Source organism: Leptospira koniambonensis, assembly GCF_004769555.1.
Lineage (GTDB): Bacteria > Spirochaetota > Leptospiria > Leptospirales > Leptospiraceae > Leptospira_B > Leptospira_B koniambonensis.
The window spans coordinates 734,840-750,588 of sequence record NZ_RQFY01000001.1; the positions used below are offsets into that span (position 1 = coordinate 734,840).

Here is a 15,749-nt window from a genome sequence, read left to right on the forward strand (position 1 = left end):
AGATCTGTAAAATCCGCTTTTTCCCGAACCGATAATAATTAAGAATGTTTTCCCCGATGCAGAATATTTTCCATTTAAGAACGAAAAGACTCCTTCTTTCTTTTGTGAGCCTGGGAGTTTTATTGTTTTTTTCCGTTTTTATTCCGGATTCTGGAAGTTTCGCAGAAGAACCACCTCCTCAAAAAGCAAATTCCAGGATTGGAGACTTTGCTGAGAAAGAATTTCAGGAAGGTTGGAGAAAATACAGCAAAGAGAAAGACGCAAGACCTCTGAAAGAATGGTTCAAACAACATGGGACAGTTCATATTGGTGAGTGTAAGTTCAAAACTCTTCCTGAATCTGAGGAAATTCAGTATCTATCTTTGGATTGTCCCGGTAAAAAACTAAACGGTTTCGTTTATTCAGGAGAAGAAAGATTACGTTCTCCAGAAAGAATAGATTCTTTTAGAGTGAAAGGCCCTGTTAAGTTAGGAAAATCTGTTTATTGGGAGCTGGAATTTTCTGCAGAAAATTTAAAAGCCGCGAGTTCCAAACCTATGCCCGGTGATAAATCCAATCCGGAAACGAAACTTGTAGACAAAGCCTCCACTGTGAATTTTGGTCTGCAATATTTCTTAAGTATCGCAAAACATCCAATTGATCGCCCCACTCCTAAGGGAAAAGAGATCTTTTTTGATTCTTCCTGCCCTCTTCTCTACTTAGGAAAAGATGCGGATTTTTATTGGGATAAGTCTTTGTATTATTCTTTCCAGGCAAGTTGTTTACCGGATTCTCCTTATTCCTGGATCAGGATCAAAGCAGATCTGAGTGGAAATGTTTTAGTGGATAACCAACCAACTGAGGAGCTCCAAGAAGGAGCCCGTTACCTGGCAAAATTGAAATTAGAATCAGTAGAAAAGGATAAAATTGTATGGTCCGACGCGGAGTTGTTTCATGAATAAATTTTGGATACTTCGCGCAGGGATCATCTTAATCTTCAGTTTTCCCATTTTTTCTCAAACGAATGGGAACTCAGATCTTAAAACTTTATTAAACGGTGTTGTAATCGTCAGAAGTGATATTTATCCAGATGCAAGTGATCCTTTGGAATTTGGGGATCAGGACCTTTCCCGCGATGTAGGTTCAGGCTTTATCATTGCAGGAAATAGAATATTAACAAATGCTCATGTGATCTCTGAATCTAAGTATCTCAAGGTAAAACGTTTTAATAGCAGCAAATATTATAATGCAAAAGTAGAATTTATAGGTTTCGACTGTGATTTGGCTTTGATCTCTGTAGAAGACGAAGAATTCTTTTCTTCTGTAGAACCTTTGGAAATTGCAGAAGAATCCCCTTCTTTAGGAAGTAATCTTTTGATGCTTGGTTATCCAGAAGGTGCAGAAAATCTCACTTTGGAAAATGGACTAGTCAATCGTGTAGAAAGACTCAGATATTCTTTTACTGGTTTAGATTATAGAAAAGTAATCCGTGTAGGTGCCAATATTCTTCCAGGATATTCAGGCGGTCCCGCTATCCAAAATGGAAAAGTAGCTGGGATTATTTTCGAAGTCAGCCAAATCCAAGGGAATACAGCATATCTTATCCCTCCTGAAGTGGTTCAACATTTCTTAAAAGATATACAAGACGGACAATACGATGGATTTCCATTCGTTGGTTTTACTTTCCAAAACGGGAATTCTGAGTCTGTGAAAAAGTATTTGGGAGTTCCTCAGAATTTGCAAGGAGTGCTTGTAAATAAGGTATATCCGAATTCTTCTTTTTCAGATGTTTTGCAGACAGACGACTTTTTGTATAAAGTAGATGAGGCTTATCTGAATAATGAAGGTGGTCTTTTAGAATTTACCGGAAGAACGATTGTAGATCTGATTGAGCCTGGTTTTGTAGGACAAAAACTGACCCTGTATTTTTATAGAAATGGAAAAAACTTTAAGATACAAGCAGAACTAAAAAAGACAGATTCTCTAGAATTGTATAGAGATCGTCAGATCAGAAGTTTTTTAGGAGCAGGACTTTTATTCCAGCCGGTAAATCGTGCATTATTTGGCAAAGAAAGCCAAAGAGTGGAAACTGCTCTTAGATACCATTATAGTTATTTTATACAAGACGATCTTTTCAAATTTACAGAAAGAGATTTGATCTTAACCACTCTTTTCCCTGATCCTCTTAACTCTAAATACCTAAATTATCGTTTTAAAATATTAGAATCCATTAATGGAAAAACTCCTGCGAATATCGCAGAATTTAAGGAATATTGGAAAAAATTCTCCAATGGGACCTTAGTTTTAAAATTCAGGGGAGTTGGACTTCCTTTGGTTTTAGATGCCAAAACTGTTAGAACAATAGACTTAAGGGTCAGAAAAAGATTCGATATCAAGTCTGACGAATCCAAGGAGGGAAAATGAGATCCTATAAATTAGTATTCCTTCTTGTTTTTTGTTTAGGGTTTTTAGAAAATTTAGAAGCTAAAGCAGATTCAGAATTTTCTCTTCTGGTCCATTTTAGAAAGTATTCTCATCATAATCCTTTCCAAAAAGGAACTCCGTATCAGAAAAAAGTTCCTGCAATCCGTCTGGATGAAAGAACCGCACTTGCACTTTTAAAACCAGGAGAAGTTCCTCTATTTGCGGAAATCCATCCGGAAGAATCCGCGGGAAGAAAAGCATATTTCCAAAAAGTAGATCTGGATACTGGGCTTGGTATTGTACTTCTTCCTGAAAACTTAGGAAGATCTAAAAAGGCCTCCCCTATCGCTCTTTTAGAAGAAGGTGTAAGGACTGAAAGGACATGCTCCTCCTTCTTCACAAATTTTGAATGGGGAAGTTTAGAATTTTCTAAATCGATTTTGCCTCTTTCTAAACTTTCTAGAAAAGAAAATCAAGACGGGACCAGGAGTTTTCTATTTTCAGGAAAGAAAGTTTGCGGGTTTACAGACGGAACTTGGAATGCAGGCGCAGACCTTCTCCGTAGATTTTATCAAAGTAGATTTTCTTCTACTTCTCCATTTCCTCATCCAGGTTTTTCTGCGGAAGGTTCCTTAACTCCTGCAGAAGAAGATTATTATTTTCCGAAAGGCAGCCTTGGTGCGGTTGTTTCAGAAGTCCTACCTGGAGTTGGTCCAATGCATAATCTATTTCCAGGTGATGCAGTTCTTTCCGTGAATGGGACTCCGGTTGCTTCTAAACAAAAACAAGTATTGTATGATATCCTACTCAGCAAAGGTGGATCTTATCTAAATTCTGGAGAATGGGTCACTCTATCATTATACCGTGATGGTAGAAAAAGAGAAATACGTTATCAGCTAAAACCGTATAACGAGGATTCTTTTTTGATCCCTGAAAGTTCGGACAAGATCGCTCCTAAATATATAATCGCAGGTGGATTACTTTTTACCGAACTTACTCATACTTATCTAAAAGAATATGGAGAAAAATACAAATCTTCCAGCGATAGAAAGTTAGTATACTTAGCAGAAAGTTATTCTAAAAAACTTCATCCTGAAAGAAGTCGTATTGTATTACTTTCCAGAGCATTTCCGGACGAGAAGAACAGGGCCTATCAAGAATTCCAAGACCTAATCCTAGAATCTGTGAATGATAAGGTAGTGGATTCTGTAGAAGGTTTGAAAGCGGCCATTTCTGAGAATAAGGACGAATTTTTGATCTTCCGGTTTTCAGGAAATAAATTGGCAGTTTTTGATAAGTCAGAGTTAAAAAGTTTGGATGAAAGGATAAAATCCTTATATTCTCTTGATTCTCTAGACAATATCCGCTGACAAAATTCTTGACTAGAATACCTTTCCAGGGTTTTCTTTTGTTTTCCGAATGGCACCTCGAACATTCGGAAGTTCTGAATTAGGAATTTATTATGAAAATCCTTTTCGTTGATGACGAAGAAGTTATCCGAGATCTGTTCCAAGAAATTTTCGGCAGCGAATACGAGCTTGTTCTAGCCGGAACCGCGGAACAAGGTTTAACCTTAGCAGAGTCAGAAACTTTCGATCTTATCATCACCGATATTCGTCTTCCAAGGATGAACGGTATAGAGTTCATCACTAAATTGAGGGAAAAAGGAGTAGAAACTCCTTTTATAGTTATCACAGGAAATCAAGACATCCAGATCTCCATCAATGCTCTTCGATTAGGAGCAGTGGATTTTTTCCTCAAACCTTTTCGGATGGAGGCGATCCGTTATTCTCTCTTAAGATTTAAGAATTTATTCTATGCCGGCAAAGACCTTGTGGACAAAAGAATGTTCCAGGTCAGGGAATCCAGGCAGAAGTTTGCTCTTCTTCCTAGACTTGGAAATTTAAACCAATATGTTCATTTAATCCTGAGGTCTTTAGCCCATCTTCCCAATCTACATAACGAAGACCAACTCTCCTTAAAAGTTGCATTATACGAACTGATCGGTAACGCAATTGAACATGGTTGTGCTCGTATTACATATCATCAAAAACAAGAGTTGATGTTCCAAGAGAATGATTATTTCTCCTATGTGGACAAAATCTGTGAATCCAAAGAAGAATGGATCCGGGTAGAAGTGGATTATGATGATACAAGAGTGACTGTTATCTTGGAAGACGGAGGAGAAGGTTTCGATCCTGCAAGAGTTCCAGATCCAGTACAAGATCCGAATGCAAGCCAACTTTCAGGCAGAGGTATTTTCTTGGTTCGTATGAATGTGGATTCTCTTTCTTATAATGATAAGGGAAACCAAGTCACATTCGTAAAAAAACTTCAAAAAGCAGAAGTAAAACAAACTTAAGTTAATAATCTAACCGTAAAATAGAATATTCTAATTTTTGAATATATCTGATGACTTCTGCTAAGATTGTTTGGAAGAAGGTTTGTAATACGCCAAAAAATAACCGCTGAGCAAAAACCAAGAAGGGATTTGCCCCAGGAAAAATGCTCCCGCTGCTCCCATGGTCCCGTATTCAGGGATTAAAAGATTATCTAAAATTAATCCGAATATCAATCGCACAAGAGCAAGTATCGCAAGTAACCTAGGTTGGCCTAATGCAAATAATGCCATCCCAAGTGGAGAAAATACTAATTGGAATAGATAATTCGGGTACAATAGGTGGAATACTGGAACTGATTCAGGATATTTTCCTGAGAATAGTGCGGAGAAAACCCAATCTCCTAAAAACACCCAAGGACCCAATGCCAGCGCAAATACTACTGCGATTAAGATAGATTTGCCTAAGTAATTAGTGAATTCCTTATTTTCCGTTAATCTGGAGAGTTTAGGATAGATCATTGAATTCAAAACAGAGAACAAGATCACAAATCCGCTGAAAGGTTGTAATGCCACCCCATATGCTGCCACTGCTTCGTTAGAATGGTATTTGTTTAAGAAAAATAACTCCATTCTATCGGACACGATCGCAAATAAAGAGGCTAAAAACGCATAACGGTTGAATGAGATTAGTTCCTTGGTTTGTTGTCTGACTTCTTGCTTATCACCCGCCCAATGCAGCTTACCTCTCGGGAATAAAAGGAAGAAAAGAACAATTGTAAATACGGGTGCTACAGAGAAGATACCAAGTATATCCAAATGCCCGAGTGCATGATCTGAAAATTGATCCGCTAAATATAAGATTAAAATACGGATCAGGTTTGGAAGAGGATACCAAATCGAAAGTGCATGGTATTGCCCGAAAGAAACAAATATACTTTCGAAATATGAATTAAAAGAAAGAACGAAGCTACCAAATACTAGAAGAAATGCTGCAAGTGCATTCTCTTTTAAAAAATAAACAGCAATACTTGTTACAAGCACTAATAGAAATAATGCGGCCCATTTGACCCAAAGAGAAGATGCAAGAAGCACTCCAATTTTTCTTTTGTCTTCGGTCATTGGAGAAAGGAATCGAACTAAGGCGGTGGGCAATCCGAATTCTGCCACTGCTAAAAGTATAGGCAGAAATCCAGAATAGTATTGGAAGATCCCGTTCTCGTTTTTACTCAAAATCCGAACGGAATAAACCATGAAGATAAAATTCAGTAGGGAGGCGATTACCTTGGAAAACCCTACCGAAAAAAAGCTACGTATGAATCCGGAGGTCCGTAATTTTCCGATACTTTCGGAAATGAACTGTAAGGAGGATCCAAGGCGAAGCATGAAGTTAAGTTAGATAAATGCCTCCGCGTATTCTTTTTAAAAGAATGGGAGCGAGATGGCCAATATAGTAACACACGATCCCATACTTAAAGTATCTGGCAACCGGATTTTCCCCCAATAGAGAGGAGAGAATTTTTCCGAGAGCCAAATAAAAGATCAGGATCCCAAGAATGATCACTGCTACTCTGATCAAAAATACGATCCAAGAATCGACTGGTTTCCAATCCAACCCTGCCCTTTTATTGTACAAAATCCCGATCCCGAAACCTGCAAGAGCTCCCGCAGAAGAGATCACCTGCTCCCAGGATTTATTTGTGGATTCAGGCTGGCTTGGGTCATGAAGAAGAATACTAGGTACAGTAAGAGCCAAAATAAAAAGTACAAGTGACTTCAGTCTTTTTTGGTCTGGCACTTGTCCCGTAAAACTAGGCTCCAAAACTCCAGGATCTTTTGAAAACCAGAACTCCAATCCGAATAACACGAGTAATCCTAAAACAAAACCTCCTAGAGTATCACCCAAAAAGTGAAGTCCTGCATACATTCTTGCGATTGGCATGAATAAGATCAAAAACGCAGTGAGTATTCTCACCCAAGGAATTCGTACATGCAAAAATAAAGTTCCATATAACACCACTGCAGTCTGCACATGCCCGGATGGAAATCCGTAGGAACCTTCCATGAGTCCAAGCTCGGATGCAAATGGTAAACCGATTGGTCTTGGCATTGTAAGAAGCGCCTTACAAGCTCCATTCACAACACCAGCGATCAAAAGACCAAGTGTCATTCTAAGTCCTATCTTTCTATCCATACAAAGATAGATAAGAGAGACAAGTGCCATAAAAAAGAGAGAAGATCCCAAATGATGGAACACAATTGTAAGAGGATCCAACACTGGTTTTAAGGCAGAAATATGAAGAGCCTCTAAAGGCGAGTTAGAGAATAAGATCTCTTTCCAAAGGAAACTATCCGTCATAAAAACGATCCTATAAAGTTTCGGTTTTAAACGCAAAATGAATTCTTTGCAGGATAATCACCTTCCGGGTGTTTTTAGAACATTCGTTTTGTATGCCAAAATCCAGTTGATAGATTCGTATTCCTGCTGCATGATAGATATATAAGTGGAATTTATTGAACGATCGTTCTCCAAACGACAAAACAAACAAAGTTCGGTTAAGATTTACCTAAGGCCGAACATTAGGAGAATATAATGGAACCTGAAATTTATACACCTCATAATAAATTAAAATTTGTGACTGCTGCTTCCCTTTTTGACGGACACGATGCTTCTATCAATATCATGAGAAGAATACTACAATCCTCAGGAGCGGAAGTAGTTCATCTAGGTCACAATAGATCAGTTCAAGAAATCGTAGATTGCGCCATCCAAGAGGATGTACAAGGAATCGCAGTCACAAGTTACCAAGGCGGTCACGTAGAATATTTCAAATATATGATAGACCTTCTGAAAGAAAAAGGAAGTTCTCATATTAAAGTATTCGGCGGCGGTGGAGGAACCATTCTTCCTTCGGAGATACAAGAATTAGAAGCGTATGGAGTTTCTAAAATTTATTCACCTGACGATGGGCGTTCTTTGGGATTACAAGGAATGATCAATGATCTATTACAAAAATCTGATTTTATCCCACCTCATAGATTTAATGGGAATCTTTTCTCGGAGATCCGCAAAAAAAATCCGATCGCAATCGCAGAATCAATCTCCTTAGTAGAATCTTCTGAAAATGATCCTAAAAAAATAGATCCTGGAAAATTGGATTTTCCACTTTCTAAAAAAACAATTCCGATTTTAGGGATTACCGGAACCGGGGGAGCTGGAAAATCCTCTCTTACAGATGAACTTGTAAGAAGATTCATCCATGATTTCGAAGACAAAACAATTGCTATTATATCTGTCGACCCTTCCAAAAGAAAAACGGGAGGAGCACTTTTAGGAGATAGGATCCGTATGAATTCTATTTCTCATCCAAGAGTTTATATGAGATCGTTTGCAACTAGAGAAGCAAATATCGCATTAAACCGAAATGTCAAAAAAAGTTTGGATGTTCTTAAAAGTTCTGAATTCGACCTCGTGATCGTAGAAACAGCTGGGATAGGACAAAGTGATTCCGAGATTACAGAAGTTTCCGATCTTTCTCTTTATGTGATGACTCCTGAATTCGGTGCAGCCACTCAATTAGAAAAAATTGATATGATCGATTATGCAGATCTTATCGCAGTTAATAAATGTGATAAAAGAGGCGCATTAGACGCAATCAGAGATGTCCAAAAACAATTCCAAAGATCCAGAAAATTATTTGATCAGGGCCCGGAGAAGATGCCAGTATTCGGTACAATCGCTTCTCAATTCAATGATCCTGGCACAAATAATCTGTATGTTGCGCTTATCGAATCTTTGAACAAAAAATTCAATCTGGACTGGAAATCTAATTTTGCTTCCAGCTCCGAGACTAGCCAAAAGATACATATCATTCCCCCTGATAGACAAAGATATTTGGCTGAGATCGCAGAAGAATGCGAGAAATACGAAAACTTCGTCAAAAAAGAATCCGAAACTGCAGAAGTTTTATATAGGATCAAAGGTACAATAGAAGTATTAAAGGAAAGAGGCAAAAACATCTCCGATCTAGAAGAAGAATATTCCAAAAGAGAAGAAGGACTTCATCCTGATACGAGAAAGATCCTAAAAGAATGGGATTCTAAATTAGAAAAATATTCCGGAGAATTTTTCATATATAAAGTCAGAGACAAAGAGATCAAAGTAGAGAATTTTACAAAATCTTTAAGTAATTTAAATATTCCCAAAGTTTCTGTTCCTAAATTCCGCAACTGGGGAGAGATCGTAAAATGGTCTTATACTGAGAACTTCCCGGGAGAATTCCCGTTTGCTGCTGGAGTATTTCCTTTTAAAAGAACTGGAGAAGATCCTACTCGTATGTTCGCAGGAGAAGGCGGACCAGAAAGGACAAATGCAAGATTCCACTATGTAAGTCATGGAATGCCTGCTCATCGTTTGAGCACCGCATTCGATTCTGTAACATTATACGGAGAAGATCCAGGACTTCGCCCAGATATTTACGGTAAGATCGGAAATTCAGGAGTAAGTATCGCTACTTTAGATGATGCTAAAAAACTCTACTCTGGTTTTGATCTTTGTAGTCCTAGCACTTCTGTGTCCATGACGATCAACGGACCGGCACCGATGCTTCTATCCTTCTTCTTAAATACCGCAATTGATCAAACCTGCGAGAAGTATATTCATGCAGAAGGAAAAGTGGAAGAGGCAAAATCCAAACTTGCAGAGATCTATTCTAAAAAAGGAGTTCCGGTTCCCCAATACAAAGGAGACATCCCGACTGGAAATGATGGACTGGGTCTTCTTCTTTTAGGAACCACAGGAGATCAGATACTTCCTAAAGAAGTTTATGAAAAGATAAAAAAGGAAACTCTCTCTTCTGTTCGTGGAACTGTTCAGGCAGATATCTTAAAAGAAGACCAGGCACAGAACACATGTATCTTCTCCACTGAATTTGCTCTGAAATTAATGGGAGATATACAGGAATATTTTATCTGGAATAAGGTGCGTAATTTTTATTCTGTTTCTATTTCTGGATATCATATCGCAGAGGCAGGAGCAAATCCAATCACTCAAGTCGCATTCACCCTCGCAAATGGATTTACATTTGTTGAATATTATCTTTCACGCGGAATGAAGATTGATGATTTTGCTCCGAATCTTTCCTTCTTCTTCTCGAATGGAATTGATCCAGAATATGCAGTGATTGGAAGAGTGGCACGTAAGATCTGGGCCAAAAGTATGAAGTATAAATATAGTGGATCCGAACGTTCTCAAATGCTAAAATATCATATCCAAACTTCTGGCCGTTCTTTACACGCTCAAGAGATCGCATTCAATGATATTCGAACCACCCTACAAGCGTTATATGCAATCTATGATAATTGTAATAGTTTGCATACGAACGCTTATGATGAAGCAATCACAACTCCTACGGAAGAATCTGTCAGAAGAGCAATGGCGATCCAGCTCATTATCAATAGGGAACTAGGCCTTGCTAAAAACGAAAATCCTCTACAAGGTTCATTCATCATTGATGATCTTTCTGATTTGGTAGAAGAGGCGATCTTATCTGAGTTCAGACGTATCTCAGAAAGAGGCGGAGTCCTTGGTGCAATGGAAAGAATGTACCAAAGAAACAAGATCCAAGAAGAATCTCTGGAGTATGAACACAGAAAACATACAGGCGAGATCCCAGTAATTGGAGTGAATACTTTCTTAGGTAAGGATGGATCTCCTACAATTCTTCCAGAAGAAGTGATCCGTTCCACAGAAGACGAGAAAAAAGCACAGATCAGAGAATTGGAGGCATTCCAATTTAGGAATAAAGAGGAATCTTCGGAGGCCTTGAAAAATCTGCAGGCAGCTTGTTTGTCCGGAGAGAACGGATTTGAAGCATTGGTAGAAGCAGGAAAGGTTTGTTCTTTGGGACAAATGACCCATTCTCTCTACGAAGTGGGCGGTCAATACAGAAGAAGTATGTGACCGACTAAAGTGATACAAATCAATTCAGAAGACCTTTTTTTGTTTCCCTTAGGGTTTCAAGGTAGAAAATTTGGTCCAAGGCCATGACTTCTTCTGCAATCCAGTTTACAGAGACACATGTATACGCTGAAAAAAAACGGTTTAGAGTCGTTTTTGTGCGGAACGTATGTTCTGTCGAAACTGAAGAAATCGGCCTGATCTTGCAAAAGATCCAAGAAATCCAGCCGACCGTTGTAGAACTGGATCTTGAAAATGTTGTCGCTATCCCTTCTCTTATATTAAACCGGATCTTAAAACTTTTGGCGGAATTAAAATCCAAAGGAGTCCCGGTGGAAATTAAAACCAGCGAAGGACTCAAAACTGTTCTGAATCGGCTGAAAATCTCCCTACAATGAAAACGATTTCGATCATTCTGACCAACTGCTTCTTATTCCAAAGTTTGGTATTCGGAAGTGGTTGGTTCTGTGGAATGCTCGCAGGAGAGATCAAACTTTGCCATTGTAATCACGCTAGCCAAAAAGAAAAACATTCAGACTCTGAAGATTCAAGATTCTCTTCTAAACTTGCTGATTCCGGACAAGATCATTCGAATTCTAAACCTTCTTCCCTACCCGATTGCCATTCCGCTAAGTCTGGTGAGGCTCATAAATGCGCCTGTAAAAAAGCAAAAGACAAGGCCTCTTATTTAAGCGGAACTATCTGCACTCAATTTTTCACCTATTCCAAATTAGAAAACATAGCCCCTGAAACTCTTGGCTCAGAGCTTTTGAGCCGTATCCAAGAAGGTTTAGGAGTGTTTGTTTCTTTCGATATAGAAAGACCCCCTCAATTCTCCTAAACATTTTCTAAACCTCGAACGAGGAAGCATAGGATTATTATATCCTCATGCCTATACGAAAAATCGGAAAGTGTAACACTTTCCTCAGGAGAATATTATGAAATTATTATATAAATATATTGTATTACTTTTATTATCCGTTCTTGCATTCAATTGTGACGGATCATCTTCCAATCCAAACATGGCTCTTTTGGCTTTAGCAACCTTAAACCAGCCGGGAATCGAATTTAAAGCTGTGGTAGGAGACAGCGACGCTACATGCGGGGAGGATATCACCGGGCATGGAGATAGTCATTCCAGCTCTGTCGTAACTTCCAGTTCTACAGTAACGATCCAACACGTGGCTGGGGTTATGCCGATCGGACTTAAGGATCTCAGATTTTATGTTTCTGAATTCGAATTGGTAGACCAGAACGATAATATAGTTACATTAGATGTTCCTAATACTGGAGTTTGGCAGTATGGCGGAGTTGCACTTCTGGATTTTGAAAATGGAAAAGGAAGCTGCAGCGGAACCACTGAAACAAATAATTTTGTCCAAGCATCTGTAGAAAATAAAACCTATAAAACACTTAGATTCACTTTGGGTGTTCCTGAAAGTTTAAACCACATCGATTACAGTGTTGCCCCGAGCCCACTCAATGTTTCTGGACTTGCTTGGAGTTGGACAATGGGTTATAGATTTTTCGTAGGAGAATTTTTATCCAACGATCCAGCAACAGTCGGAAATGCTGCGGTTTTACATATGGGTGCCGCGGGCTGTTCTGAGACTAGTGGAGTTTATACCTGCACGAATTCTAACCGAGCCGTGATTGAGTTAACTCCAACTGGAGGATTCAATCCGTTCACTCAAAAGGTACAATTCGATCTTAAAAAAGCCGTGACCGGCTGGGATATCAGCACTGGAAGCAAATCTTGCCATTCTATGGGAGCCATGGACAGCGCTACCTGCTCATTAGTGTATCCAAATTTTGGTTTGGATTATTCTACCGGGAATGCCGGGTCCGCCGCTCAGACAGTATTTGGAATTGTCTCCAAATAAATACTAAACCGATGGTTTCGGTCTTTTAGGCCGAAACCGGAACATTTTATGATTAGATCTATTACGTTTTCTTTATTCTTCTTTCTTCTTTTCCAATGTACACAATTGGGATTGGAGAAGGAAAAAAGTTCCGGATCAGAAAGTTTACTTATACTTTTAGGTACAAGCACTCCGGAAGGAACTCCTTACACCTGGGATCTTCCTGCAGGATTTCCAGCTCCAAAAATTCCAAGTGATAACCCAATCACTGTGGAAAAAGTGGAGTTGGGTAAGTTTTTATTTTATGATACAAGATTATCCGAAAATGAAACTCAAGGCTGTGGAAGTTGCCATAAACAAGAGAATGCGTTTACCGATGGACTTACAGTTTCTGTAGGTTCTACAGGCCAAACACATCCAAGAAATGCACAACATCTTTCTAACGTAGCATATAATCTCAGACAAACTTGGGCAAATCCCGTTTTGAAAAAATTAGAAGATCAAGCAAGAGTTCCTATGTTCGGAGATAATCCAGTAGAACTGGGCATGAAGGACAGAGAAGATCTTTTGTTAGAAAGATTGGGAAACGATCCTGAGTATGTTCGTAAATTTAAGGCAGCATTCCCAAGCGATCAAAATCCTTTCAGTATATTAAATATTACGAAAGCTTTATCCAGTTTTCAAAGAACATTTATATCCGGAAATTCTGCATATGATAGATACCAAGCAGGAGATTTTTCAGCCTTAAGTGCTTCTGCGATCCGAGGTAAAAACCTATTCTTTGGAGAAAGAGCGGAATGTTTCCATTGCCATGGTGGTTTCAATTTTACAGATACTATCCTTCATGTGGGAACAGTTTTCGAAGAAGTTACATTTCACAATAATGGATTAGATTCTTCCAGGTTTGTAAGTCCGAACGGCGGACTTTACGAATTTACATTTCAAGAATCCGATAGAGGAAAATTCAGGGCGCCTTCTCTGCGTAACGTAGAACTCACTGCACCTTATATGCATGATGGCTCCATTCCTGATCTATTGGCAGTGGTAAATCATTACGTAAACGGTGGAACCGGGGATGGAACCTCAAATCCAAACAGAGATGTATTTGTAAGAAGTTTCTCATTAAGTGAATCCGAAAAACAAGATCTAGTGGAATTCTTAAAAAGCCTTACAGATACAGAATTTACAACCAACCCTAAATTCCAGGATCCGTTCTGAAATTTTAGATAAATATGATGAAGAATAGAATAAAATTCGAATATATCTTACTGTTCCTATTGTCTTTCCAGGCTTGTGCCTACGGAACTTTAGGAAATTCCACAGAAGAAAGGTCAACTGAACTTCAGGCGTTATTTCGTATTATGGACGAAAGAAGAGCGATCATTTCTCCTTGGTTATATTACTCAGATGACCAAGGAGATTCTGATATCGGTTCTTTTACATTAAGTGGAAGTTCCTCTTATCAGATACAACTCACCGGGAACGAAGTGGTTCTTGAAAGTATTTCCATGTTGTTTAAGGCTCCTGAAAGTTCTGTTTCGGTTTCTTCCACTTCCTCGGATGGCAAGGTTCATGTATTCCATTCAGGTGGATCTGAAACTCCTACTCCAGGGACTGGTTCTTATTCCAAAAAATATGGGATCAAAGGAAGTTTTTCTGCAGGGGATATTTCTACCTCTGATTTTAGCGCTTTAACCGGACCCGTGAAAAGGCAGAGTTTATCTCCTTTTCCAGCTGTGCCTTACGGAACCTTACAACATATTTATGGGGAATTTTCTGACCTTCTTCTTACATTCCAAATATCTAATGGTTCTACCACAAAGATAGTTCACGTAGAATTAAGAGAAGCAGAATTCCAGGTAGAAGCTTCCTGCGATTTAGAGATCCCCTATAAAAAGAATATTCCATTTTCTATAGGATTTAGAACGGATGGTCTACTCTCCCAAAGGGCAGGATCTTCTTTTTCTATTTTGGACGGGATCTTTGCACTCTCTGGTTCAGAGATCACAATTAACGATTTTCAAAACACAACCCTTTACTCCGAAATCAAGGAGAATCTGGAAACAAGCGGCCAGGTCTTAGTATTATATTCATGTTTCTAATATTCAAAAAACATCATCTACTAATTTTTATACGACTTTTTGCATTTCTATTTTTTGTCTTTTTAGGTGGGGAAATTTTTGCTCACCACGCAGGAGAAGGACAGAATATGACTTCTTCTACACGGTTTATTGATCCTTTTACGGGCAAAAGAGAGAAACCTTCTGATTATTTTTTGATCACTCAAGATTTTCAAAAAGGTACAATCGATAATTCTAATCTTCATACAACTACCGTCTTCGGTGAGTTCAATTTTGCGGGAGGTAAATTTGCCGCAAACTTCAGTGCTCCTTGGACTTATTATGAGCAAAAAGATAGAAGTGACGCTGCTCGTTACGGTAAGGCATTTGTAGGAGCAAAATGGAATCCTTTGATCGATACTGGCTGGCCATTCTTCATTATTTTGGAAGGCAGACTTGGTTTTCCTTCTGGTGGTGATACAGATAAATTTGCAGGTGGGGATTATTATTCTGGAATTGCAAATCTTACAGTAGGTGCTACTTGGAAACAGTTCTTATTTGTGTTGAGAGGTTCAGGAATTTTCCCGCTATCTAAAGATCATGCAAATTTAGATACTCAGTCCGGCCTTCCTTATTGGGCTCAAAGCACTACTACCCAAAACTCCGAAGAGCATCCAGAGATCCAAAAGATCACTCAATGGTTTGCATATATTACTTATTTTTGGACCAAAGATTTTAGTGTTTTTGGAGGACTTTTATACAGAACTCCTTATGTGAACGTGATCGGCGGTGGTAGTCTTTTGGAAGAAGATTCAGAAACCCAGAAAAAATTCCCAAAGGCCTTCAAAGAAGCTAGTTTAGGTTTTAATTATACTCTTACTAAGGGTACTTATCTTACAATTGCTGGCCGTCTTCCCTTAATTAGAGACCCTGAGATCCGTCTTTATGATTATGCGATCACTACTTCTATTTCTTTTGAAATTCCTGAATGGAGAGATTCTTCTAAAAAATCAGAAAAAGAAGCAGAAGAATTCGAATCAGAAGATGATTTGGAGAAAAAGTAAGGTTTCGCACAGAGCACACGGAGAACACAGAGGTTTTTCCCACGCAGAGGCGCTAAGGCGCGG

General features: G+C 38.8%; 13 protein-coding genes. 11 read left to right on the forward strand and 2 right to left on the reverse strand.

The window, feature by feature from the left end:
- The first annotated feature begins 56 nt into the window (after nt 1–56).
- The 4 genes from EHQ52_RS03305 (at nt 57) to EHQ52_RS03320 (ending at nt 4,765) form a co-directional block, all read left to right on the forward strand.
- On the forward strand, nt 57–941 hold the full coding sequence (locus EHQ52_RS03305) for an LIC11113 family protein (protein WP_135613847.1): 885 nt from the start codon (nt 57–59) through the stop codon (nt 939–941).
- A complete protein-coding gene (locus EHQ52_RS03310; RefSeq protein ID WP_135613848.1) occupies nt 934–2,403 on the forward strand; it encodes a S1C family serine protease in 1,470 nt (489 codons plus the stop codon). The genes EHQ52_RS03305 and EHQ52_RS03310 overlap by 8 nt, the downstream gene beginning before the upstream one ends.
- Nucleotides 2,400–3,773 carry a PDZ domain-containing protein gene (locus EHQ52_RS03315; RefSeq protein ID WP_135613849.1) on the forward strand — a complete coding sequence of 458 codons (1,374 nt, stop codon included), beginning with the start codon at nt 2,400–2,402 and terminating at the stop codon, nt 3,771–3,773. Before EHQ52_RS03310 ends, EHQ52_RS03315 begins: the two co-directional genes overlap by 4 nt.
- A gap of 92 nt (nt 3,774–3,865) precedes the next feature.
- Nucleotides 3,866–4,765 carry an ATP-binding response regulator gene (locus EHQ52_RS03320; protein ID WP_135613850.1) on the forward strand — a complete coding sequence of 300 codons (900 nt, stop codon included), beginning with the start codon at nt 3,866–3,868 and terminating at the stop codon, nt 4,763–4,765.
- 60 nt (nt 4,766–4,825) lie between these two features.
- Here EHQ52_RS03320 and EHQ52_RS03325 read toward each other — a convergent pair whose 3' ends face one another.
- Both EHQ52_RS03325 and EHQ52_RS03330 read right to left on the reverse strand, forming a co-directional pair.
- Nucleotides 4,826–6,127 carry an oligosaccharide flippase family protein gene (locus EHQ52_RS03325; RefSeq protein ID WP_135613851.1) on the reverse strand — a complete coding sequence of 434 codons (1,302 nt, stop codon included), beginning with the start codon at nt 6,125–6,127 and terminating at the stop codon, nt 4,826–4,828.
- A gap of 4 nt (nt 6,128–6,131) precedes the next feature.
- A complete protein-coding gene (locus EHQ52_RS03330; protein WP_135613852.1) occupies nt 6,132–7,136 on the reverse strand; it encodes a phosphatase PAP2 family protein in 1,005 nt (334 codons plus the stop codon).
- A gap of 198 nt (nt 7,137–7,334) precedes the next feature.
- Between EHQ52_RS03330 and EHQ52_RS03335 the strand changes: the two genes are divergently transcribed.
- The 7 genes from EHQ52_RS03335 to EHQ52_RS03365 all read left to right on the forward strand — a co-directional run bounded on the left by EHQ52_RS03335 (nt 7,335) and on the right by EHQ52_RS03365 (nt 15,686).
- On the forward strand, nt 7,335–10,703 hold the full coding sequence (locus EHQ52_RS03335; protein ID WP_135613853.1) for a methylmalonyl-CoA mutase family protein: 3,369 nt from the start codon (nt 7,335–7,337) through the stop codon (nt 10,701–10,703).
- 83 nt (nt 10,704–10,786) lie between these two features.
- Entirely contained in the window at nt 10,787–11,098 is a 312-nt protein-coding gene (locus tag EHQ52_RS03340; RefSeq protein ID WP_100711408.1) for a hypothetical protein, read from the forward strand.
- Nucleotides 11,095–11,541: an LIC_11090 family protein gene (locus tag EHQ52_RS03345; RefSeq protein ID WP_135613854.1), complete on the forward strand. Its 447-nt coding sequence runs from the start codon at nt 11,095–11,097 to the stop codon at nt 11,539–11,541. Before EHQ52_RS03340 ends, EHQ52_RS03345 begins: the two co-directional genes overlap by 4 nt.
- Nucleotides 11,542–11,638: 97 nt before the next feature.
- Nucleotides 11,639–12,583 (forward strand): MbnP family copper-binding protein, encoded by a 945-nt coding sequence (locus EHQ52_RS03350; protein WP_135613855.1) that lies wholly within the window; start codon nt 11,639–11,641, stop codon nt 12,581–12,583.
- A gap of 51 nt (nt 12,584–12,634) precedes the next feature.
- The gene (locus EHQ52_RS03355; RefSeq protein WP_425269376.1) at nt 12,635–13,780 is read left to right on the forward strand and encodes an MbnH family di-heme enzyme; all 1,146 of its coding nucleotides are present in this window, start codon (nt 12,635–12,637) and stop codon (nt 13,778–13,780) included.
- Nucleotides 13,781–13,794: 14 nt separating this feature from the next.
- On the forward strand, nt 13,795–14,664 hold the full coding sequence (locus tag EHQ52_RS03360; protein WP_244244775.1) for a hypothetical protein: 870 nt from the start codon (nt 13,795–13,797) through the stop codon (nt 14,662–14,664).
- Nucleotides 14,655–15,686 (forward strand): LIC11086 family outer membrane transporter, encoded by a 1,032-nt coding sequence (locus EHQ52_RS03365; RefSeq protein WP_135613857.1) that lies wholly within the window; start codon nt 14,655–14,657, stop codon nt 15,684–15,686. The genes EHQ52_RS03360 and EHQ52_RS03365 overlap by 10 nt, the downstream gene beginning before the upstream one ends.
- Nucleotides 15,687–15,749: the final 63 nt, after the last annotated feature.